This window comes from Aquidulcibacter sp., assembly GCF_049239865.1.
In the GTDB taxonomy this organism is placed as follows: domain Bacteria; phylum Pseudomonadota; class Alphaproteobacteria; order Caulobacterales; family Aquidulcibacteraceae; genus Aquidulcibacter.
The window spans coordinates 12,281-32,605 of sequence record NZ_JBMLTR010000132.1 but is presented as its reverse complement, the minus strand read 5'-3'; the positions used below and the strand labels follow the sequence as shown (position 1 = coordinate 32,605).

Annotated in this window: 15 protein-coding genes; 8 read left to right on the top strand and 7 right to left on the bottom strand. The window is 55.2% G+C overall.

The features are described from left to right. Nucleotides 1-45: 45 nt before the first annotated feature. Both ACOVRA_RS08945 and kdsA read right to left on the bottom strand, forming a co-directional pair. Nucleotides 46-1,890: an ABC transporter ATP-binding protein gene (locus ACOVRA_RS08945; RefSeq protein ID WP_421719985.1), complete on the bottom strand. Its 1,845-nt coding sequence runs from the start codon at nt 1,888-1,890 to the stop codon at nt 46-48. A gap of 336 nt (nt 1,891-2,226) precedes the next feature. Then, nucleotides 2,227-3,072 carry a 3-deoxy-8-phosphooctulonate synthase gene (kdsA, locus tag ACOVRA_RS08940; protein ID WP_421719984.1) on the bottom strand — a complete coding sequence of 282 codons (846 nt, stop codon included), beginning with the start codon at nt 3,070-3,072 and terminating at the stop codon, nt 2,227-2,229. A 437-nt stretch (nt 3,073-3,509) separates the two neighbouring features. Here kdsA and ACOVRA_RS08935 point away from each other — a divergent pair, with 437 nt between their 5' ends. Together ACOVRA_RS08935 and ACOVRA_RS08930 are read left to right on the top strand one after the other, a co-directional pair. Then, nucleotides 3,510-4,259: a DUF6065 family protein gene (locus ACOVRA_RS08935; protein WP_421719983.1), complete on the top strand. Its 750-nt coding sequence runs from the start codon at nt 3,510-3,512 to the stop codon at nt 4,257-4,259. Between the two features lie 40 nt (nt 4,260-4,299). Continuing rightward, nucleotides 4,300-4,797, top strand: coding sequence for an MmcB family DNA repair protein (locus ACOVRA_RS08930; protein ID WP_421719982.1), 498 nt, complete (start codon nt 4,300-4,302; stop codon nt 4,795-4,797). Here the strand turns inward: ACOVRA_RS08930 and ACOVRA_RS08925 are convergent. Next, entirely contained in the window at nt 4,794-5,474 is a 681-nt protein-coding gene (locus ACOVRA_RS08925; protein WP_421719981.1) for a DJ-1/PfpI family protein, read from the bottom strand. The two genes, ACOVRA_RS08930 and ACOVRA_RS08925, sit on opposite strands and share 4 nt — an antisense overlap. Nucleotides 5,475-5,510: 36 nt before the next feature. Here ACOVRA_RS08925 and ACOVRA_RS08920 point away from each other — a divergent pair, with 36 nt between their 5' ends. Both ACOVRA_RS08920 and ACOVRA_RS08915 read left to right on the top strand, forming a co-directional pair. After that, nucleotides 5,511-6,317, top strand: a complete 807-nt coding sequence (locus ACOVRA_RS08920; RefSeq protein ID WP_421719980.1) for an SCO family protein — start codon at nt 5,511-5,513, stop codon at nt 6,315-6,317. 243 nt (nt 6,318-6,560) lie between these two features. After that, nucleotides 6,561-7,841 (top strand): polyhydroxyalkanoate depolymerase, encoded by a 1,281-nt coding sequence (locus ACOVRA_RS08915; RefSeq protein ID WP_421719979.1) that lies wholly within the window; start codon nt 6,561-6,563, stop codon nt 7,839-7,841. Here ACOVRA_RS08915 and ACOVRA_RS08910 read toward each other — a convergent pair. Both ACOVRA_RS08910 and ACOVRA_RS08905 read right to left on the bottom strand, forming a co-directional pair. Beyond that, the gene (locus tag ACOVRA_RS08910) at nt 7,820-9,856 is read right to left on the bottom strand and encodes a hypothetical protein (RefSeq protein ID WP_421719978.1); all 2,037 of its coding nucleotides are present in this window, start codon (nt 9,854-9,856) and stop codon (nt 7,820-7,822) included. The genes ACOVRA_RS08915 and ACOVRA_RS08910 overlap by 22 nt on opposite strands. A gap of 113 nt (nt 9,857-9,969) precedes the next feature. After that, nucleotides 9,970-12,129 carry a PBP1A family penicillin-binding protein gene (locus ACOVRA_RS08905; protein WP_421719977.1) on the bottom strand — a complete coding sequence of 720 codons (2,160 nt, stop codon included), beginning with the start codon at nt 12,127-12,129 and terminating at the stop codon, nt 9,970-9,972. Between the two features lie 137 nt (nt 12,130-12,266). Between ACOVRA_RS08905 and ACOVRA_RS08900 the strand changes: the two genes are divergently transcribed. Beyond that, a complete protein-coding gene (locus tag ACOVRA_RS08900; RefSeq protein WP_290807689.1) occupies nt 12,267-12,629 on the top strand; it encodes a hypothetical protein in 363 nt (120 codons plus the stop codon). An 18-nt stretch (nt 12,630-12,647) separates the two neighbouring features. On the opposite strand, the gene ppa is transcribed toward ACOVRA_RS08900, so the two are convergent. Continuing rightward, the gene (gene ppa / locus ACOVRA_RS08895) at nt 12,648-13,199 is read right to left on the bottom strand and encodes an inorganic diphosphatase (RefSeq protein WP_421719976.1); all 552 of its coding nucleotides are present in this window, start codon (nt 13,197-13,199) and stop codon (nt 12,648-12,650) included. Nucleotides 13,200-13,503: 304 nt separating this feature from the next. On the opposite strand from ppa, the gene ACOVRA_RS08890 reads away from it, so the two are divergent. Further along, on the top strand, nt 13,504-14,592 hold the full coding sequence (locus tag ACOVRA_RS08890; protein ID WP_421719975.1) for an acyl-CoA desaturase: 1,089 nt from the start codon (nt 13,504-13,506) through the stop codon (nt 14,590-14,592). A 97-nt stretch (nt 14,593-14,689) separates the two neighbouring features. On the opposite strand, the gene ACOVRA_RS08885 is transcribed toward ACOVRA_RS08890, so the two are convergent. Continuing rightward, nucleotides 14,690-15,193: a TspO/MBR family protein gene (locus ACOVRA_RS08885; protein ID WP_421719974.1), complete on the bottom strand. Its 504-nt coding sequence runs from the start codon at nt 15,191-15,193 to the stop codon at nt 14,690-14,692. Between the two features lie 754 nt (nt 15,194-15,947). Between ACOVRA_RS08885 and ACOVRA_RS08880 the strand changes: the two genes are divergently transcribed. Next, the gene (locus ACOVRA_RS08880) at nt 15,948-18,860 is read left to right on the top strand and encodes a DUF2339 domain-containing protein (protein WP_421719973.1); all 2,913 of its coding nucleotides are present in this window, start codon (nt 15,948-15,950) and stop codon (nt 18,858-18,860) included. Beyond that, nucleotides 18,860-20,206 (top strand): DUF3999 family protein, encoded by a 1,347-nt coding sequence (locus tag ACOVRA_RS08875; protein ID WP_421719972.1) that lies wholly within the window; start codon nt 18,860-18,862, stop codon nt 20,204-20,206. Before ACOVRA_RS08880 ends, ACOVRA_RS08875 begins: the two co-directional genes overlap by 1 nt. The last annotated feature ends 119 nt before the right edge of the window (nt 20,207-20,325 follow it).

Below are 20,325 nucleotides of genomic sequence, written 5' to 3'. Positions count from 1 at the left end.
GGCAAGGGCAGTTAAGCGGCTGGCATTGCACACTTATCAGTCGCCTTATGGGGCATGCTGGACGGGCAGCTCGGCATGCAAATCCAAGTCGCCGCCCAGTTTATCACCAACCGACAGCGCATTGAGGCGGGCATAGGCACCACCTTTTGCCACCAAGGTGTCATGTGTTCCCTGCTCAACGATACGTCCCGATTCAAACACCAAGATTCGATCCGCCTCACGCACAGTCGAAAGGCGGTGCGCAATCAGGATGGTCGTCTTATCCTTTGCTAAGGCCTTCATCGCGTCTTGGACGTCTCGCTCTGTCTGTGTGTCGAGTGAGGATGTCGCCTCGTCCAAGATTAAGATACGGGCATCGGCCAAGAAGGCGCGCGCCAGTGCCACTCGCTGACGCTCCCCACCGGACAATTTAACCCCCCGCTCACCCACTTGGGTCTCAAGCCCCTTCGGCAAACGACCAATGAAGTCAGACGCGCGCGCATCCCGCGTCGCCGCTTCTAAGTCTGCCAGACTGGCATCCGGGCGGGCATAGGCGATGTTTTCCCGAAGGCTGCGGTGAAACAAGGCTGGGTCTTGTGGCACCAAGGCAATGGAGCCGCGCAGACTATCTTGGCGTACATGCCGCACATCTTGGCCATCTATCCGGATGGCACCGGCATCCACGTCATAAAGACGCTGCAACAGCTTTACGAAAGTCGACTTGCCAGACCCGGTTTGACCGACCAGTGCCACGGTCTCTCCCGGCTGAATGGTCAATGAGAAGTCTTGGTACAAGGGCTCGCTCTGCCCGCGATAGCCAAACGTGACCTGATCGAACACGATCTCGCCATTGCCTTGCACAAAGCGCTTGGCATCTGGTGCATCCGCCACGTCTTCGACTTCCAAGCTATAGGCGACGGCATCTTCAATATCGGCAAAGCCACGCTGAACTTGCTGTACTGTTTCGCCTAAATTACGGAGATAGCTGGCGATCAAGAAATAGCTGGTCAAAGCAAAGGTCGCATCCCCGGGGCTTGCCCGGCCTTCCCGCCATTCGATCAGCACCAGCCCCAATAGCCCGACTTGAAGCGACCATAAGATGATGTTGGACACGGCCCAACCGTCAGCATAGCGCATCCAAGTGGTGGCCACGAGGCCGCGCCACTTTTCCACCACGCCGCCAAAACGGGCTTCTTCGCGGGCTTCTGCCCCAAAGGCTTTCACTGTAGGGTTGGCCGAGACAGCATCCGCCAGTGAGGCCCCAATGGCTGTATCAGCGGAATTGGATCGCTCATTCGCCTTCTGGATATAGAACCGCGCAATCAGAATACTGGCCAACGTGAACAGCGTGATCGACCCACCGACATAAAGGCCAACCATTGGCCAAGTTGCCAACATCATCCCAGTCAAGCCAAGCAAGACAATGGCGGCGGGCAGGATGAACCAGAGGAAATTGTCAGACAGCGTGTCATAGGCCCACATGGCACGGCTAACCCGGCGCACCGTCGCACCCGCGAAATTGTCGCTGTGCCATTGGCTGGAGAAACGCTGGACGTCCCGAAAGCTAGAGCTCGTGATATTGGCCATATTGCGCGCGGCAAACAGGTTCCAAACCCGCACCAGAATGTTGCGCAGAACGAACATGCCAGCCGCAATCGCCGCAAAAATCCAGAATAGTTCAAAGGCCCGATCGGCAGCTTGCGGACCTTTCGTCAAAGTCTCAACGATCCGCCCGGACAAAGCGGGCAAGAGAAGCTCACACGCTGTCGAGGCCATCATCAGCACAACAACGGCGAAGAACTTCAAAGGCTGGCTGGACCAATGCCGCCAGAGGTAACGCATAATCTGGCCGATATGGGCCTTTTGCTGACGCGTCGAGGCGTCGTCTTCATCATCAAAAAAGTCGGACATGGGTCACACGAAATCAGAAACAGCCAAGCACCGTATGGTGTGGTTTAAGGTGTTTGCTGTTTGAATAAACTCAAGCAAGGCCGATGGACGGCGAAGCCACGAAGGAATTGAAGTGCGACGCGCGTGGGTCGGCTCAAATCAATGAGACAAACCATCGTTGGATGGGCGGCGTCGGCAATCGCCCCGTGTCAGTTCTCAGTCATGCTTAAGTTGGTCCCTTCGAGAAGTGTGCAGCGTGGTTAACGGCAGTGCGCGTGCGGGTAAACCCGGTCAGGCCAGAAACATGCTTGGTTTGACTAACTTGGCGAAGACCTGTGGCCCGAAGGTCACAGGAACCTAATAGCCCTTGGTGATCTTGTCGTGGGCGATAATGCCCTGCAACACATCTTCCAATTCAGCAAACGGCACCATATTTGGGCCGTCAGACGGGGCTTTGTCGGGATCTGGATGGCTTTCCATGAAGATGGCTGCGACACCAACGGCCGCTGCGGCACGCGCCAGATATTTGACCATCGTGCGGTCCCCGCCAGAAGAATCACCCTTGCCGCCTGGCTGTTGCACCGAATGAGTTGCGTCAAACACAACCGGCGCACCAAAAGCAGCCATCGCCGGCAAACCGCGGAAATCCGTCACCAAGGTGTTATAGCCAAAGCTTGCGCCACGCTCAGTCACCATGACATTGGGATTGCCAGAGCCTGTGACTTTAGCGATCACATGTTTCATGTCCCAAGGGGCTAGGAACTGGCCCTTTTTGATATTGACGACCTTGCCTGTCTTGGCCGCAGCAATCAGCAAATCCGTCTGACGGCACAAGAAAGCCGGGATTTGTAGGACATCGACGACTTCGCCCACGATGCGGCAATGCTCTTCGGTGTGCACATCAGTCAGAACTGGTAGGCCCAATTTGTCCTTAATCTCTTGAAACACCGCCATGGCATTATCGAGGCCAAAGCCGCGCGCGCCCGTCAGGCTCGACCGATTAGCCTTGTCATAGCTAGACTTATAAATGAGGCCAGCGCCCAATTTGCCATAGGTTTCTTTCAGCCATTGGGCCGTTTCCAGCGCATGTTCGCGGCTTTCCATCGCACAGGGCCCGCAGATGAAACTGATTGGCAAGCTGTTGCCGACCTGCACAGCGCCTGAGCCAGCACCGACGGTTACGATGGGGGCGGGATTGGTCATCTTTACATCTCCGGCGGCGTGGCGACCGCAACTTTGTTTGATTGGCCTGATCTCAGGCTGACGCGCGCCGCTTTTGGCATAGCTTTGCGATGAAATAAACAGATAGGGATTAGGACAATGCCTTTCGATGGGGTTTGGTTAACACATGCATAAGGTTTCGCAGTTTTAATGGCTCCATGACCCAGTTAGAGTCTCCCTTTCCCCGCAAGCTTGGGTCGGTTTCACGGCCGCCCATGGCTGTTGCACGTGGGTGTCGGGACGACGACGTTAGCAAGCAGAAATGGTCGTGGCAGCAGACGATCGTCTTTGCGCTGCTCGCCTCGAGCGGTCTTTGGGGTTTGATCTTTTGGGCCATCCGCACACTGCTGGCTTAAGGGTGCGAGGCTTGCGCCATTAGGACTAGACAAATCGCCTCCAAAGACTGAGGAAGCTTAGCCATGAAACTGATCTCCTACACCCTTGGCTTTCCTCCGACGGAGATGCGTCCGGGCCCCGCCCAGCGTCCTTGGATGGACTCCACCTCCGACCGCTTCGCCTATCGTTGCTTGCCATTGAACATTGCCAACCAATACGGCTGGGAATTGTTGTGCCCGTGCTCGTTTGAGGTGACGTGGGATGGCGGGCCGAGTCCCGACGCCATGGTCGTGGAAATTTTAGAAGACGGTTGGCCCCACCCGACCAGCCACTTTGGCCACGGCGTGTTGACCTTCCATGTGAACCAGATTTTCCGCACCGAGCCCGGCACCCAACTCATGACGACCGGGCCAATGAATAATCCCAAGGATGGGATTGCCGCCCTTTCTGGTATTATCGAGACCGACTGGTCGCATTACACGTTCACGATGAATTGGGTAATGACGCGCGCCTTCCACCCCGTCCGCTTCCAAAAGGGCGAGCCGTTTGCCCATATCTTCCCGGTCAATTTGGCGGCGATTGAGCAGATTAAGCCCGAATTCCAGCCTTATGAAACTGAGGATAAATTGAAGGAATCCTATGAGGCTTGGCAGGATAGCCGGAATAACTTCAATCAAGAGCTTGAAATTCCCGATTCCCAAGCCCGCAAAGACAAGTGGCAAAAGGCTTATTTCCAGGGTCTAGGGCCGGATGCAAGGCCGACGCAGAAGGCCCGTCATTGGACCAAGCTGGATGTTCAGCCGTGGCCGGGCTCTAAAGCAAAAAAGAAATAGGGCCACTCGACAAAAGAACATAGATGGAACATGATGGATCATGCTTGATCCACTCAGCCCTGATCTTTTGTCTTACACCTCCACAGAAACAGTGGGTTCGGCTGCCATGCCAGCGGCACGGCCCGACGTTACCTTGGCCGTTCGCAATGGCGCAACGCGCTGCCTGATCCATGCGGGCTATGCGCCCATTTGGGAGTTTAAGCTCGCCAATAGTCGTCGGGCTGATATTTGCGGCCTCAGCCAAAAGGGCGAATTGGTGATTGTAGAGGTCAAATCCGGGGTTGAGGACTTCAAGACCGATATGAAATGGCCCGAATATGCGCCCTATTGCGACCTATTTTATTTCGCGGTCGCGCCGGACTTTCCCATCGATTTGATCCCCGCAACCGAAGAGCAAGCGCCCGGCCTGATTGTTGCCGATAGCTTTGGGGCAGAGATTGTGCGCCGCGCGCCGCGATTTGACCTGGCACCAGCGCGGCGCAAAGCCGTGACCTTAAGCTTTGCCCGCCATGCGGCGGTGCGGGCGCTGCGGATTTAAGCGCCAAAGCGCTCGAAGGCTTGTGTCACAGCAGGCCCAAACTCCAGATTGCGCTTGGCATAGAAGCCCGCAAGCCCTGCCAGAATATCACCCGGCGTGGTTTGTGGTGAGCCGCCCACGAACGGGGGCGCGGGATCATATTCAATCGACAATTGAATGCGTTGAGCCACGGCTTGGCTTGCGATTTCGGCGACAATCGTCAAAGCAAAGTCGATCCCGGCCGTGACGCCGCCGCCGGTGAAGACACACCCGTCGCGCACCACACGGCCTTGAGTTGGAATCGCACCAACCTCGGCCAATAAGCTATGATAGGCCCAATGCGTGGTCGCCTGCTTGTCCTTCAATAAGCCTGCCGCGCCAAGGACAAACGCGCCGGTGCAGACGCTCGTGATATAGCGCGCTTGACCTGCCTGCTGCTTCAAAAAGGCAATCAGGACCGGGTCTGCCATCGCCTGTTCGACGCCAAACCCACCGGGCACACAGATCAAATCCAGCGGCGGACAGGCTTCAAACGTCGTTGTCGGCACCAAGGACAGCCCGCAATCACTAGGCACCGGCTCTAAATTGTGGCTGATGATATGGACTTGAGAGTCCGGCAGGCGATGCAAGACCTGCAACGGTCCTGTAAAGTCCAACTGCGTGACATTGGGAAACAGGATGAAGCCGATTTGAAACATGGGTCCGTCCAACTAAATTGACGCTAAGCCCCTAACATGATGCGGCGGGACCTGAAAGACGTGTTTGAGCCGCTTTCCGGACAAACGGTCGCAGGCAAAACTGTCGAAGCGTGCTTGCCAGCACCCGGAATAAGTGGTGGATCACGGTCCATGTCGAAACCGTCTGAAACGCCACCCGCCAAGCCATCTACCCCTCTGCCGCGCCTGATCGCCATTGGCGCGCTTGGCCTTGGGTTGGTGGTATTGGGCGCGGCCTTTGTACAAAAGGGCCTGAGCTCAAAGCCTGCGGAAGTGGTGTTGCCTGAAGGCTGTAATGCCCGGGCTTTTGCGGAGATTGGCGGCCCATTCAGTCTGGTCAATCAGGACAATTTGGCGGTGACCGAGAAAAGTTTCTTGGGCAAGCCCGCTTTGATCTATTTCGGCTTTACCTATTGCCCGGACATCTGCCCGCTGTCGCTGCAAACCATGCGGCTGGCTTTGGACGAAGCCAAAACGGTTCCAGGCTCTAAGGCGGGTGACATTCAGCCCCTATTGATCAGCTTGGACCCAGAGCGCGATACGCCAGCGGCCTTGAAAGCCTATGTGGCGTCGGCAGGTTTCCCAGAAAATCTGCAAGCCCTAACCGGCAGCGTGGAGCAAGTCGCCGCAGCGGCCAAAGCCTATAAGGTTGGCTTTCGCAAGTCCGTGCCAGAGGGCTCTGCGGCCAAGGATTATCTGATCGACCATACTTCGATCTTCTATTTGGTGGATCGTCAAGGCAAGCTTTCCACCTTCTTTTCAGCCGATCCAGACCCCAAAGTGATGGGCCAATGTCTGGCAGCCCTGTCAAAGAACGGCCTCTGAAAGACTCACCGTGCGGGCCATTGCCGTCGGTTTTGTTCGAAATCCAGTCCACCTATCGGTTGTGCACCTTGCACAACGCAGTTGCAGCATTCTTGTAAATATCTGTTTTTGATAGTTAAATTTACATTCCCTAGCGGCAAGCAGGCGAAATATGCTGCGTGATATGGTTGCCAAATCTTCATAGATACCATGCAATCATCGCTGATCTGGCTGCCACATGTGGTGCGTACAGAGGGAGCGACCATGCTTTATTCCATAGTTGAGATGCAGCGTGCCGCTCTGATGCCTTGGCGAGTGGCTGTAAATTTCCAGCGCGCCATGCTGGCCAACCCGCTGAATCCCATTGCGCAGACGCCCTTTGGCCGCAACCTCAGCGCCGCGTCAGACCTGTTTGAGGCGATGACCCGCCGTTATGAAAAGCCAGATTGGCGGATCAATTCTACGATAATCAATGGCATCAAGGTCCCGATCACGATTGAAACCGTCTGGTCGTCTGCCTGGTGCAGCCTCGTTCACTTTAAGCGCGACAAACAGGCATTGACCGAAGCGCGCGGCCCGGATTGGGTTGAGCCCCGCGTTCTAATTGCAGCACCTTTATCGGGCCATTTCGCAACTCTGCTGCGCGGTACGGTCGAAGCCTTCATCCAAGATCACGACGTCTATATCACCGACTGGCACGATGCCCGCGATGTGCCGATTGGCATGGGTCGCTTTGATCTGGACGATTATATCGAGCATATTCGCGAGATGCTGGTGCAAGTAGGCCCGAAAGCCCATGTGGTAGCCGTTTGCCAACCCGGCCCACCGGTTCTGGCCGCTATCGCTTTGATGGCCGAGGACAAGGATCCTGCCTTACCTGCATCCATGACCTATATGGGCTCGCCCATTGATGCGCGTTGTTCGCCGACGGTGACCAATAAGCTCGCGGAAGAAAAGCCGTTTGCTTGGTTTGAGTCCAAGATGATCCAGACCGTGCCGCCCATATTCCCCGGCGCATTCCGGCGCGTCTATCCAGGCTTTGTGCAATTGGCGTCTTTCATGCAGATGAATATGGATCGCCATATCGACGCCCACCGCGACTTCTTCAACCATTTGGTGGCGGGCGATGGCGACGAAGCGGAGAAGCACCGCGAATTCTACGACGAATATCTCGCGGTTCTCGACCTGTCAGAGGAATTCTACCTCCAGACGATCCAGAAAGTGTTCCAAGAATACCATCTGCCGCGCGGCATCTTGATGTGTCGCGACCGTCTGGTGAAGCCCCAATTGATCAAGACCGTTGCACTGATGACGGTTGAGGGCGAGAAGGACGATATATCTGGCATCGGCCAGACCCAAGCAGCCCACGACCTGTGCACCGGCATTCCGAAAAAGATGCAATATGATTATGTGCAGGAAGGCGTCGGCCACTATGGTGTGTTTAATGGCCGACGATTCAAGAGCGAGATTTACCCGCGCCAAAAGCAATTCATCCGCACCTATTTCAGTGCGGATAAAGAGCGTCAGTTCTTAGCGGCTGGCTGATTGGTGAAGGTAAGCCCTACCCGGGTTGGCAGGTCCTTGGGATCTGCCAGTGTCGGCACATCAATCGGGGCCGGCGGCTGCATCACGGCAGCCATCACACCGCCAACCTCAATCCAACGGGCTAAGGAAATCAGGAACTGACGTTCGAAGAGCGACTTATTCTTCTGGGCGGCTTGGTCACGAAGCGGTTGCGCCCAAGACTGACGAATTTGAGCCATCGCTTGCGCGTCTTGTTCAGCCGAACGGCTGGTTGCGCCTTTGGCAGGCGGTGCCATCATAGAGGCAAACACGCCAGCAGCTTTGGCAATGCCGCCCTGATCACGCAGTTCAAGCGCGCCATTTAGGAAGCGCACACCCTGATAAATCGCTAGTGTTCGCTTGAGTTGCTCCATATCATCAGGCTTTTTGTTGCCTTTGCCCTTTGGCTCACTGGCCTTCTTTAGGTCCGCAGCAATTGGTGCCACAAGCGCATCAACGGTTTGTTCGCGATAGAATTTCGCAAAGCCATCCATCGACATATCAAGATTGAAGCCCGCCCAACCATTGAGCGTGTAGTTCAAATCATTGAATTTCACGAGATCGGTCGCGGGCTCATAGGTGGCTTCAAACCGAATGGCCAACTCAATCCCATCAGCAACTAATGGCGCAAACATCGCCACTGGGCTATCTGGCTGGTTCAACAACGCTTCGGGAATGGTCAGTTTCATCGTGGTGGGCAACATCCGCGATCCGGTGATGATGCCGTCAGCATTCCGGGTCAAACTGGTCGCAACTCTGTCTATTGTAAAATTGAAGCCTTGAACTTCAAAGCCAAACTTTGACATTGAGATCGCCCCAATGCCGCTGTCGAGCGGACCACCAGGCAACAAATCCTTGAGCTTAGGACTGGGTGTGGCAACTTCAGGTGCCTTGGTTGTGGCTGTGGCCGCCGCCGCAGCTGTCCCAGAGGCTAATTCTGCAAAGCCGAGGAGCGCGGAACGACCGCTTGGCTTTGCATCGTCTTTTGGCATCAACTTGGCGAATGCACCACCAAGAGCCGAGAAGTAAGCGACATTGATGTCGTCCAAGGCGAAGGATTCAAGGCTCATATCAAACCGCTTGTCGCCCTCGCCGGACGTAGCCTTCATGCCGGACATGGCAAATTTGACGATCTTCTTGTCGGTCCAATTCGCCAATTCCATGCGGTCCATTACGAACTTGAGGGTCTCAGCGCTTTTGTCTTTCTCAGCCCGGGTCAGAATGTCCATGCTGACGCCTTCAATCAACATGTTGCTTAGAGACAACTTCTTTAAATCGAAGTCCCCAGACTCAACGGCGGCGGCGTTCTGAAAGGACTGCCAGCCATCGCTTTTAAAATCAGTTGCAGAAATCTTGCCAAGTTTAATAGCCACTTCTGAATCGACGACCGCGAGATTCACCATCTCAATCGTTTTGGCCGACCAACCAGCTTCGGAGAGCCCAAGACCCAGCACATTGAAGTCGCCCACTTTTACATCAGCGATTTTGCCTGTGGCGTCTTTGGTTTTGGTGGACATGTTTGAAACATAGATATCGCCATCAAAATTGGTCCCAGTGGCCGGCGCTGCGCCAACGCCTAGGGTGCCACCATTTGCCCAATTGGCGAAGGATGAGAGATTGGTAGACGTCGTCAGGCCACGGAGTTCCATTTTGCCAACTGCGATCTCTTCGCCAGCTTTTTGGGATACGGTACCGTTCAAAAAGCTGACGGTGAACTTGGCCTGATCCGAGGCGGCATCCGTTTGAGGCAAGCGTTGAATGATCATTTGACCAAAGCTCACATCGCTCTTCTTGGTGGTTGGATTTTTGAAGACAACATTCTCCAGCACCGCGCGATCTTCGCTAACGCTCTTGGTCGCAAATTGCGCGTTCGCATTGGGCTTATCCAATTGCCAAGTCTTTAAGACGTCGCGCATTGTGGGAGCGGTTTGCGCATAAGCTGGCGCAATCATCACAGAACACAGCGCCGTTGCGGCCAATAAGTATTTCAATTTCATATACACACTCCCCCCGAAGGACAGCGGCAAATTGGCACAATGCGGCATCTCTGCCAACGGCAGAACTGTCCAATCGAAGATTACAAAACGTTAAACTCCAGTCGGGTCGCGCCTTAACGGGGCGGGCCGCTGGCCTCGGCTGGCCTTGCCTGAACATCCTTCACAATCTCATCGAGACTGCGGGTTTCAGGTGCTGTACGGGCTGGCGTAGGAGCTGATGGTTGAGCCTCAGGGGTTTGGGAAACGGGCACAGGTGCACCGTCACCGCCCGCGGGCATATCCATTGGATCGACTGGCAGGGTTTCGACATTCTCGTCGGTTGGCTCTGCCAAAGCATTTGGATCTGGGGCGGGGGCAAGGGGCAAGGCGAAGCCGCGCGGGGCAACTCCTTTCATGGTTGGAACCATAAAGGCGCGCCAGATGCGAGCAGGCGCAGAGCCACCGGTGACCCGATTGGTTTTGACGGTGAAATCATCATTGCCGACCCACACGCCGGCTACATATCCGCCCGTAAAGCCAATGAACCACGCATCAGCATAATCACTCGTCGTGCCGGTCTTGCCACCAACAGGACGGTCAGACAGTTGAGCAGTCCGGGCTGTTCCTGCCGAGACCACTTGAGCCAGCATTAAATTCATATTGCGCAAGGGCCCGTCTTCGATAGCACGACGGGGTGCGGGGGGTGTGCGTTCCCACAGGATTTTCCCAGACCGCGTGCGGATGCGCTTGAACCCATAGGGCGTGACTGCCATGCCGCCATTGGCGAAGGGCACATAAGCTGCCGTCAATTCAAGTGGGGTCAAAACCTCGGTGCCCAAGGCCAATGTTGGCTGGGGGTCTAAACGCGATCTGATGCCCAAGCGACGCGCGGCGCGGATAACTGAATCGCGCCCAACTTCTTCGCCAAGACCCACAGCCACCGTGTTGATCGAGCGGGCAAAGGCGCTGATCAACGGCATCGCGCCCCTGAACTTGCCATCATAATTTTGTGGTGCCCATTCGCCAACTTTGATCGGCGCATCAACTCGGACGGAATAAGGCGTTTCACCTCGCTCCATGGCGGCCAGATAGACAAAGGGCTTGAAGGCCGAACCGGGCTGGCGCTTAGCGTCAGTCACGCGGTTGAACTCGCTCTCCTGATAGTTCCGCCCACCGACCATGGCGCGAACACCACCGTCACCGGCAAAGGCGACCAAGGCCCCTTGGCCCATCCGCATGGCTTTGCCATTCTGGCCAAGCTCCTGCGCAAGCGCGGTCTCAGCATTTAATTGGGCGGCCAAGTCGAGTGTGGTCTCAACAATGATATCTTCTTCGGGCTCTCCCACGATGGAGCCCACATCCTCGGCGATCCAGTCAAGGAAATAAGCCGCACCGCCACCGCGTGAGGTTGGCACAAAGCGCAAGGGCTGGCTGACCGCCTGCAGGCGCTGTGCTTTGGTGATGACGTTCTGCGCCTCCATCACATCGAGGACGACCGTCGCGCGATCCGAAGCGCGTTGAGCGCTCGACACCGGGTTAAAGCGCGAGGGTGCCTTCAAAAGGCCTGCCAGCAAAGCAGCTTCTGAGATGGTGAGGTTTTGTGGCGGCTTGTCAAAATAACGGCGTGCGGCCTCATCAATGCCATAGGCACCCGAGCCAAAATAAACGCGAGCGAGATACAGCGCCAAAATCTCGTCTTTCGTAAAGCGGCTTTCGAGCCAAACGGACAACAAAAGCTCTTGGGCTTTGCGCTTTAAGGATTGCTCCGACGACAGGAAAAGATTTTTGGCCAATTGCTGGGTTAGGGTCGAGCCACCTTGGACCACACGGCCTGCGCGCGCATTGACATAGAAAGCCCGCGCCAAACCTTCAAAGTCAAAGCCCCAATGGCGGTAGAATTTCCGGTCTTCAATCGCCAACACGGCTTGCGGCACATAGGACGGCAGGCTCTTCAAATCGATGGGCGGGGAATCTGGCGCGCCGCGTCGATCCACGACTTGGCCGCGAATATCAACATAGGTGATGGAGGGGCGGTCGGTCTTCTTCCATAGGGCTTCGGGGTCTGGCAGGTCTGAGGCGACCCAGATAAAGACGCCGACGCCAAAAACGCCCATCCACAAGACCATGACGGCACCCCAGTAGAAGAGTGTGCCGAAGAAGCCGCGCCCTTGACGGGGACGGGTACCACCAGACCGCGACGGGCCGCGACGACGCGGCGGTGGACCATCTTGATAGCTGCCGCGACGACCGCCACCATTGGAATTTCTTCCATTGCCTGCCCCGCGCCCTGCCAAGATCGTAACCTTTCGTAAAGTCTATCAGAAATGTCCTGCCTGATTGGGGTTAATCACAAGTGAATCAGGCAAATCCAAGGACGCTTCGAGACCACTCCAAGGCAAAGTTTTGGCATTGTTTTTGCGCCGACAATGCCATGAGCACTTTTTCGGGACAAATCATTCTGGTCGGCACCGCCGTTTGCGAGGGCTATAACCACAAAGTGGCCAAGGGCGCGCGCTGCGCCATGGTCTGCGTATGCGATTGCGATCGCATGGAAGGCATGGGTCTTTTGGAGCTCTATGAGACGGAAGATGGCCTCGACGCAGGTCGTCTTCTGGACGAAACCTTGGGCCGTCATGGCTGGTGCGACATCACCATCAAAGCCTGCTTACCCGTGGCCGATAAAGCTGACGGCTGGGAGCCAGAGCTTGAAGCCCTGATCGGTGCCGCCAAGCGCCTTGGGGTGGCCCATATGGTGTTTGAACCTGAGTCAGACCGCCCCAAAGTGCTGCATTAGCTGCTTTAGCTAGGCGGCTTAACCGGCCTTATACCCAAAGCCAGCGGCATTGGCGCGCTCAACGCCTTCCATGATCATTTTTTTGGCCACATCGGCATCCTGCCAGCCTTTCAGCTTGGTCCATTTGCCGGGCTCCAAGTCCTTATAATGAGCAAAGAAATGCTCAATCTGGGCGACCTGGATCGCGGGTAAATCCTTATAGCTGTCGACGCCATCGTAGAAAGCGGTCAGCTTTGGAATGGGAACAGCCAGAATTTTCTCGTCTTCGCCAGCTTGATCTTCCATCAGCAAAACGCCAATCGGCTTCACGCGCAGGACGCAGCCCGGGATCAAGGCGCGACGACCGATGCAGAGCACATCGACTGGGTCACCGTCGCCGGACAAGGTGCCGGGGATGAAACCGTAATTGGTTGGATAGCGCATGGGGGTATAGAGAAAGCGGTCGACGAACATCGCGCCGGATTCCTTATCAATCTCGTACTTAATCGGCTCACCACCCAGCGGCACTTCAATCACGACATTCACATCATGAGGCATATCGTGGCCGGGCGGAATTTTCTTGATATCCATGGGGAGGATTCCTGTGTTCTGAAAACTGTACTTTTGGCAAATCGTTCGCGCGCCCTTGATCTAGGCCGCAAACCTGTGCGCGCGGGGTTTAGACTAAGTGACGGCACAAAGCCATCTTGCGATGCAATCAATTTTTGGAAATTTACGACGCTGATGAGCAACAGCCATCTGCGCCGCCCTGTGTAGAAACCACCAGCCTGGGGACGCTGACATCTTCCCCAACCTCGGCCTAGTCTTTAATCTTGTCTTCACGGAGCTTGATGCAGGCTCACGCCCAAGGCAAATAGTTTGGAGCGCCGGTGAGATGAACGATGAAGTAAAGCGGCAAGTGACCCCGACAATCAAGAGCCATAATGATACCGAAACTCCTAATCCCATCCCATTTTACTTGCTGCATGTCTCTGCTTTAGCAGCCATTTTTACAGGCGTTCATGCTTCTGATCTTTGGCTGTGCTTAGGTCTTTATCTTTTGCGCATGTTTGGTGTGACCGCAGGATATCACCGCTATTTCGCCCATAAGAGCTTTAAAACCAGCCGGGTGTTCCAATTCATTCTGGCCTTCATCGCCCAAACTTCAGCCCAGCGCGGCATCTTGTGGTGGGCCAGCCACCACAGAAACCACCACCGCTTCTCCGACACCGCGCAAGATGTCCACTCTCCGGCCAGAACCAGCTTTTGGTATGCCCATTTCGGCTGGGTGATCGACCCGAAGAATCACGAAACCGACTATGATGGCATTGCCGATTTCACCAAATATCCAGAGCTGGTCTGGCTTGAGCGCAATCCCTATTTGCCGCCTGTCATTCTGGGTATTGTGGTGTGGCTATTTGCTGGGTGGTCAGGCTTGGTCGTTGGCTATGTGTGGAGTTTGATCGCCTGCTATCATGCGACCTTCTGTATCAATTCACTGGCCCATGTGCATGGCCGCCAGCGCTTTGTAACGGGCGACCACTCGCGCAATAATTGGATGTTGGCCATCGCAACAATGGGCGAAGGTTGGCACAATAACCATCACGCTTTCCCCAATGCAGCCCGTCAAGGCTTTAAGTGGTGGGAGTTTGATTTAAGCTTCTTGATCCTGCGCGTCTTGTCTTGGTTCGGGATCGTTTGGGACTTGCGTCATCCGCCCAAGGAAATGGTGCAAGGCATTCATTTGCCAGGCCCTGCCCTAATGGAAAAAGCGGCGCATCAATTGTTGCAAGACTTTGCCGACCGCCTTGCCAAGGCCCGCGAAGGCTGGCGCGTGCCGACGGTGGAAGAGTTACGCGCCATCGCTGTGCGCAACATGCCCAAGAACCCGCATCTGGATGCCATTTTGGCGCGCGCCGAAGAACTGGCAGCCGAATGGATGCCCGCTTGGCTGGCCCAACAAACAGCACGTCAGCCGATCTAATTGGCCTTTGGGGAGTCGCAGCAGGAAAGCGAGAGGATGTGCCTGTTGGTTCGCCCAATAGGCCTAGAAACTAACTGTCAGGGGCTGACCGGTGCCCTTAGTGCCCATCTTTTGTTTTGCGTGTCTGGCTCTGAAAAGGTCCATTGAGTTTCACGATCTCATAATTGAGGTAGGTCGCGAAACTGACCCAGAGCACATAGGGCAGCAGCAACCCGCTTGCGAGCGCAGAATAAGGCAGCACACCAACACAAAGCGCGACAACTGAAGCCCAAAGCAATACCGATTCCTTCAAAGCCCAATCAGGACGTTTGAGCCCAAAAAACAAGGGTGACCACAAGAAATGAAAGATGAAGTTCGCGACATAAAGTCCGATCACAATCTTCCGATCGGCATCGGTGGTAGCCCCTTCCCAAGCGAGAATGGCTGCCCAAGCCGCCGACGATAAAATCACCGTCCAAGCCGGACCAAACAACCAGTCGGGCGGCTGCCAGCTTGGCTTTCTAAGATTTCTGTACCATGGGCCAATGCTGGTTAGTGCGCCGCCCGCGCCAGCCAAAATGAGCGCCCATACAATCGCTGCTATGATATGTGGTTCGAGCATAGGCCGTATATGCGACCCTTCGCCTTATCTAGCAAGCAGCAACCTCCAAGCCACAAAGCCATGGCTTCAGGATTTCCCTAAGCACAGTGGCGATTACAAGGTGCATCTGCCCTCTATCTAGGCACCAGAAGAAATTGTCAGGACCGAAAAACCCGAGATGACCAGACTCTAAAGACCACAGCCAGAAGCAAATTGTCGTCTGCTTTTGGCTGATTGCGGGCGGTCTGGTTTGGGGGTGAAATGGCTCCAAAGCGGACGTTCATCAGAACGGCATAATCTAACTTGCTATTGCCGAATTATGAGCGGTCACATTGGATCCTTACTCAACGCTTGCAAAACCGTATGCTAGCCGCTCAAACTTAATCCAAAAAATTGGGCCAACCCTCCGCCAATCTATGCACCCTTTAGTGCCAAATGTTCCGACAACGCACCATCAGGCTGCTCAAAACGAGATAGGTGGTCTAGATTTCGAATTGGGCGCATGTTCACCCATATTTTTAGATTATTGTTTGACTGAGGATTCCTGTTCTGTTTACCAAGCCTTTGTTATGATAACCTCAGATATGAGCTTCTTATGAGGTGCACTAGAGCATAAATTATTCGAAGAGCGTCAGAAAGCACGTTCAATCGAAAGACAAACCGATGCAACTTTAAGAGCTCGGTTGGGCAACTCCTCAAAAAGCATCATTCTATTGGTCAAAACTGAGATCGCCGGGGGCAATCAGTGTATTTTTGGACAGCAATACTTGGTGGAATGATCGGTTGGCTCACTACCGGCTTAGAGGGCTATGGCTTTTTCTTAGGCTGTTTCGTGGGCGCAATTTTTGGCTGGGGCTTAAGGGCGGTCATTCGGGCCGAAGTGGCCCGCGCCACCGATGCCTTGTTAGCCAAACTGGACGCTAGGCAAAGGCCTGTTTCGAATGAAGTCATCCGACGATCTTGGGGAGACGAGGCACCTGTTGCAAGCGCTAAGCCCGAAGTGCTCGTTCCACCACCAGTTCCAGCTGCACCACCCCAGCCCGAAGTTCCGAGTAGCGTCGAATCGATTGTAACGCGTTCTGAAGCGACAAAAGACGACCTGATTAAAGAAATGGCCTTTTCCTCGCCCTTCAAGGGTGACAGGACCGCAGGGTCAAATGATGCCACTTCAAATCGAGCCGACGTTCCGGACGTATTCGATAAAGCGCGAAACTGGTTGTTTGGCGGGAACACAATTGTGCGCGTGGGTCTGGTTGTGCTTTTTGTCGGCCTGTCCTTTCTGGCCAGCTACGCCGCTTCAGCGGGCCTGTTCCCGGTTGAATTGCGCTTGGCACTCGTTGGCCTTTTTGGAGCCGGGTTGATCGCCTTCGGGTTTCGTACCCGCCAAGAAAGACCCCAATTTGGGCTCGCGCTTCAAGGCGGCGGCATCGCGACGATATATCTGACGCTTTTTGCCACTACTAAGCTGATCGATACCGCTTCGCCGGTTGCCGCCTTTGCGTTGATGATCCTCGTCTGCGGGCTTGGCTGTGCGCTGGCCCTACTCCAGCGATCACAAGCCTTAGCTGCAACATCCTTCATCGGTGGCTTTGCGGTACCCCTCCTCTTGAGCACTGGGGGCGGCGATGTGGTGGGTCTCTTCGCCTATTACACCATTCTGAATCTGGCAATTTTATTCATTGCCGTTCAGCGGTCGTGGCGCATTATAAACTTGATCGGTTTTGCTTCCACTTTCGGCATCTTGACCTTGGTGGTAGAGGCCGGGGCTGGAACCAAGCAATTTTTGGCCACCCAAGTTTTCCTGATTATTTCCGTCTTGGTCTATGTTGTTACGGCCATTCTTTATACGCGCATCACTCCCAGCCAAGCCCCTAATCAGGACACCGATAAAGCTGCAAAGCAATTTGGCAACATGGTGGATACAACACTTTTGTTTGGGACCGCGCTCATCGGTTTTGCTTTGGAAATTAGCCTCGTCGGAGACCGTCCATTTGGGTCCGCCTTTGCCGCACTGGGCTTTGCTGGCCTTTATCTTGCGCTTTCTGCCTACACCGCGCGCTATCTACCACATGCCAACCGGCTATTGAGTGAGGCGTTGTTGGCCGTTGGAGTGATCTTCATCACCCTTGCTGTACCACTCGCGCTTGGGGCTCGCTGGACGTCAGCGGTCTGGGCGCTGGAAGGCGCTGGCGCTTTCTGGATCGGCATGCGCCAAGGACGGTGGCTGCCGAGACTTTTCGGCGTGGTCCTTCAAGTCCTTGCGGCCATTTCCTATGTCGTAGGTGTAGGCCCCAATGAGACCGCAATTCCATTGGCGAACCCGGCCTTTATGGGAGCGATGTTAGTCGCGTTACCGGTTCTGCTCACGGCCTATTGGCTGCGAAGCGCTCTGCGCCATAGTGGATCAGCGCTTGCGACCAGTTATGCGCAAAGCGAAGCGAGTTTAGCAAAGCCTGCCTTCTTTCTTGGATTTGCGTTTTGGTGGTTGGCGTGGGGGATGGAAGTTCACCGCATGCTGCCAGCAAACATAGCAAATCAGGCAGCGGACTTTGTGTTCCCGTCCGATCTTTTGCTGATGCTAACGATGCTCGCTTACTTGTTAAGCGCATTAGGCTTTCAGATTCTTGGGCGGCGTATGCAATGGCAAGTTGCCATTTGGCCCAGTGCGGCAAGCCTAATTGCCTTGGGGATTTGCTTATTGGGCACCCTGAGTGCGGGCAGCCATATTCTATACACGCCCGATTGGCTCCTTTGGATTATCGCCATCGGACTCCACGGGTGGATGCTCTATGTGAATGATCATGACACCGTCGTGTCGCGTCCGATAATAACTGGCACCCATATTGGCGGCGTTTGGTTTGGCACATTGTTATTGGCCGATTGCATGGATTTTGCGATAGATAGCGGCAGACTTTGGGATACATCTTGGGCCGCAGTGGGCTTCCTAGCCACCTTAGTGGCCGTACTTATTGGTCTATCTTGGACGGCAACCCGCCGCATGAACCCAGACAGCCCCTCCCTCAAATGGCCGCTTGACCGACACAGCCATGCTTATGGTTGGCACGCCGCAGTGCCGATTGCGCTCTTCGTCACTGCAGGCACATTTGCGACTGCGCTCCTTGCCTCTGGCAACGCCGCTCCTTTGCCCTATGTGCCTTTGGTAAACCCTGTCGAGCTGACCGTGGCTTTGGCGCTCGCCGCTTTGATGTTGTGGCGTCACTATGTAATTGCAGCGCAACTAGGGTCCATTGAGGCAAAGTGGTTGGGCGGACGTGAAGCGCTGGCTGTGTTCGCCGTCATTGTCTTCATTGCGATCAACACCGCTTGGCTTCGTGTTACGCACCAGCTTCTGGGCGTTGAATGGTCAGGAAACGCCCTTTTTGAGAGTTTCTATGTCCAGACTGGTCTCGCCATTCTGTGGACGGTCCTTGCCCTGCCCTTGATGGTCCTCGCTCATCGCCGAAGCGACCGCCGCATGTGGCTCATTGGTGCCAGTTTGCTCGGATTGACGGTGGCAAAGCTGATGCTGGTGGATCTCAACAATTCGGGCGGGGGTGCCCGGATCATTGCCTTCATTGCCGTTGGCGTGCTGATGCTCATTGTCGGCTATCTGGCACCTTTGCCGCCACGGGTCAGGAATCCAGAAGTGGCACCAAAAGAAGACGCATCGCAAGAGGGTACCTCGTGATGACCAAGCATAAAAATTGGCTGATCGCCATCTCCGCAATTCTGTCGTGTGCGGCAGGGCCAGCCGGATCGGATAGCGACCAAGCATCCTTCCAATTGCGACTACCCCTCACGCCGGTTGGTGCAGCTCCGGTACAGCGCATTCGACTGCCTTTGGAAGTTCTAATCACCTCAAAGAGTGACGGACTGTCGGATATACGAGTTTTTGATGGTAATGGCCGAGTGGTCCCGATCGCCCGCATGCCTAATTTACCAAGTCCCATCCTCAACATCAACTTGCCCGCTATGCCGATCCTTGGTCCTCAAAAGGCACTTCGAGAACCCGACGTGACGCTGAAAATTGAAAGCGAAGGGCGTGTCCGAACGGTCGCTGTAGATGGCAAACCCGTCGCTGATGACGAAACAAGCGGGGTGATTGGCAGCCTGTTTGATACGCTTGGCCATAGCGGCGACATTAAGAAGCTAGTTTTGGACGCGAGCGTCCCTGAAGGTCAGCCAGTTACCTTTACGGTTGAAGCGAGTGAAGATCTGAAATCTTGGCGGTCTCTCGGTGAGGCGGTTGATTATCGTCCGCCAGGTGGCGCGGAAAAAGATCTAACCATTGCTGTCGCGGGTACCTTGCAAGGCGGCACAAAGTTGCGGGTTACATGGCGCAGCGACGCGCAATTGCTCACGCCAGTGATTGTCCGCCAAGCCATGATTTCTGCCTCGCGGGCTGCGCTGGAAACGGGGGCGATCAGAAGCATTTCCGCCACTGTGCCGCCACTACTCGACGCCTACAGCCTCGAGTTTGCAGTACCCTTTGCCGTACCAATTCAGACAATTGCCGTCGACGCCAAGGGTGGCGAAGGATTGGTGCCAATCCAAATTCTAGGCCGAAACGCTATGGAAGAGCCTTGGTCGCTACTAGGTCAAGGGCGGGCGGAAGCCAGTTCTAGCGCCATTTCATTACGCCAACGGCCGATCCGCATGATCCGGATCGAAGCAGACCGACGCGTCGGGGGTTTTGCTGCCGTACCTGCTGTTCGCTTTGGCATTGAGTCGCCAGAGATTGCGTTTGTGACAAGCGGCAAGCAACCCTTCACCTTGGCAGTCGGCCACCCGGATGCCGCCGACGTGTATTTACCCATCGGCGACATTGCGCGCGCCAATCCCAGCGCCATTCCCGAAGCCAGTATAATTGACGCAGCCATCGGCACTTTGACTTTGTCAGCCGTCAGCGCAGGCAGCGCGCCCAAGCAGACCATGGTCCTGTGGGCGATCCTGCTGGGCGTAACGGTACTTCTGGCAGGTATTGCATGGCAACTTTGGTCCAATAGGAACACGGAAGCGCAGACACCAGGCTAATTCCGAACGCGTGAGCTTTGGAGATACAAGTTCGACGTTAGCCAAGGCACAGCCTGCAGCAATGCGCTCCACGTGTTAGGGCACACTCCAACTATGGAATGCGCCTAGCTCAAGCACTA

Bases quoted from the DNA above. Each gene is read 5' to 3' on its own strand.
- ACOVRA_RS08910 (WP_421719978.1), bottom strand. From the start codon at position 9,856: ATGAAATTGAAATACTTATTGGCCGCAACGGCGCTGTGTTCTGTGATG.
- kdsA (WP_421719984.1), bottom strand. From the start codon at position 3,072: ATGACCAATCCCGCCCCCATCGTAACCGTCGGTGCTGGCTCAGGCGCT.
- ACOVRA_RS08890 (WP_421719975.1), top strand. From the start codon at position 13,504: ATGAACGATGAAGTAAAGCGGCAAGTGACCCCGACAATCAAGAGCCAT.
- ACOVRA_RS08875 (WP_421719972.1), top strand. From the start codon at position 18,860: ATGACCAAGCATAAAAATTGGCTGATCGCCATCTCCGCAATTCTGTCG.
- ACOVRA_RS08880 (WP_421719973.1), top strand. From the start codon at position 15,948: ATGATCGGTTGGCTCACTACCGGCTTAGAGGGCTATGGCTTTTTCTTA.
- ACOVRA_RS08925 (WP_421719981.1), bottom strand. From the start codon at position 5,474: ATGTTTCAAATCGGCTTCATCCTGTTTCCCAATGTCACGCAGTTGGAC.
- ACOVRA_RS08885 (WP_421719974.1), bottom strand. From the start codon at position 15,193: ATGCTCGAACCACATATCATAGCAGCGATTGTATGGGCGCTCATTTTG.
- ACOVRA_RS08900 (WP_290807689.1), top strand. From the start codon at position 12,267: ATGAGCACTTTTTCGGGACAAATCATTCTGGTCGGCACCGCCGTTTGC.
- ACOVRA_RS08915 (WP_421719979.1), top strand. From the start codon at position 6,561: ATGCTTTATTCCATAGTTGAGATGCAGCGTGCCGCTCTGATGCCTTGG.
- ppa (WP_421719976.1), bottom strand. From the start codon at position 13,199: ATGGATATCAAGAAAATTCCGCCCGGCCACGATATGCCTCATGATGTG.
- ACOVRA_RS08930 (WP_421719982.1), top strand. From the start codon at position 4,300: ATGCTTGATCCACTCAGCCCTGATCTTTTGTCTTACACCTCCACAGAA.
- ACOVRA_RS08945 (WP_421719985.1), bottom strand. From the start codon at position 1,890: ATGTCCGACTTTTTTGATGATGAAGACGACGCCTCGACGCGTCAGCAA.
- ACOVRA_RS08920 (WP_421719980.1), top strand. From the start codon at position 5,511: ATGATGCGGCGGGACCTGAAAGACGTGTTTGAGCCGCTTTCCGGACAA.
- ACOVRA_RS08935 (WP_421719983.1), top strand. From the start codon at position 3,510: ATGAAACTGATCTCCTACACCCTTGGCTTTCCTCCGACGGAGATGCGT.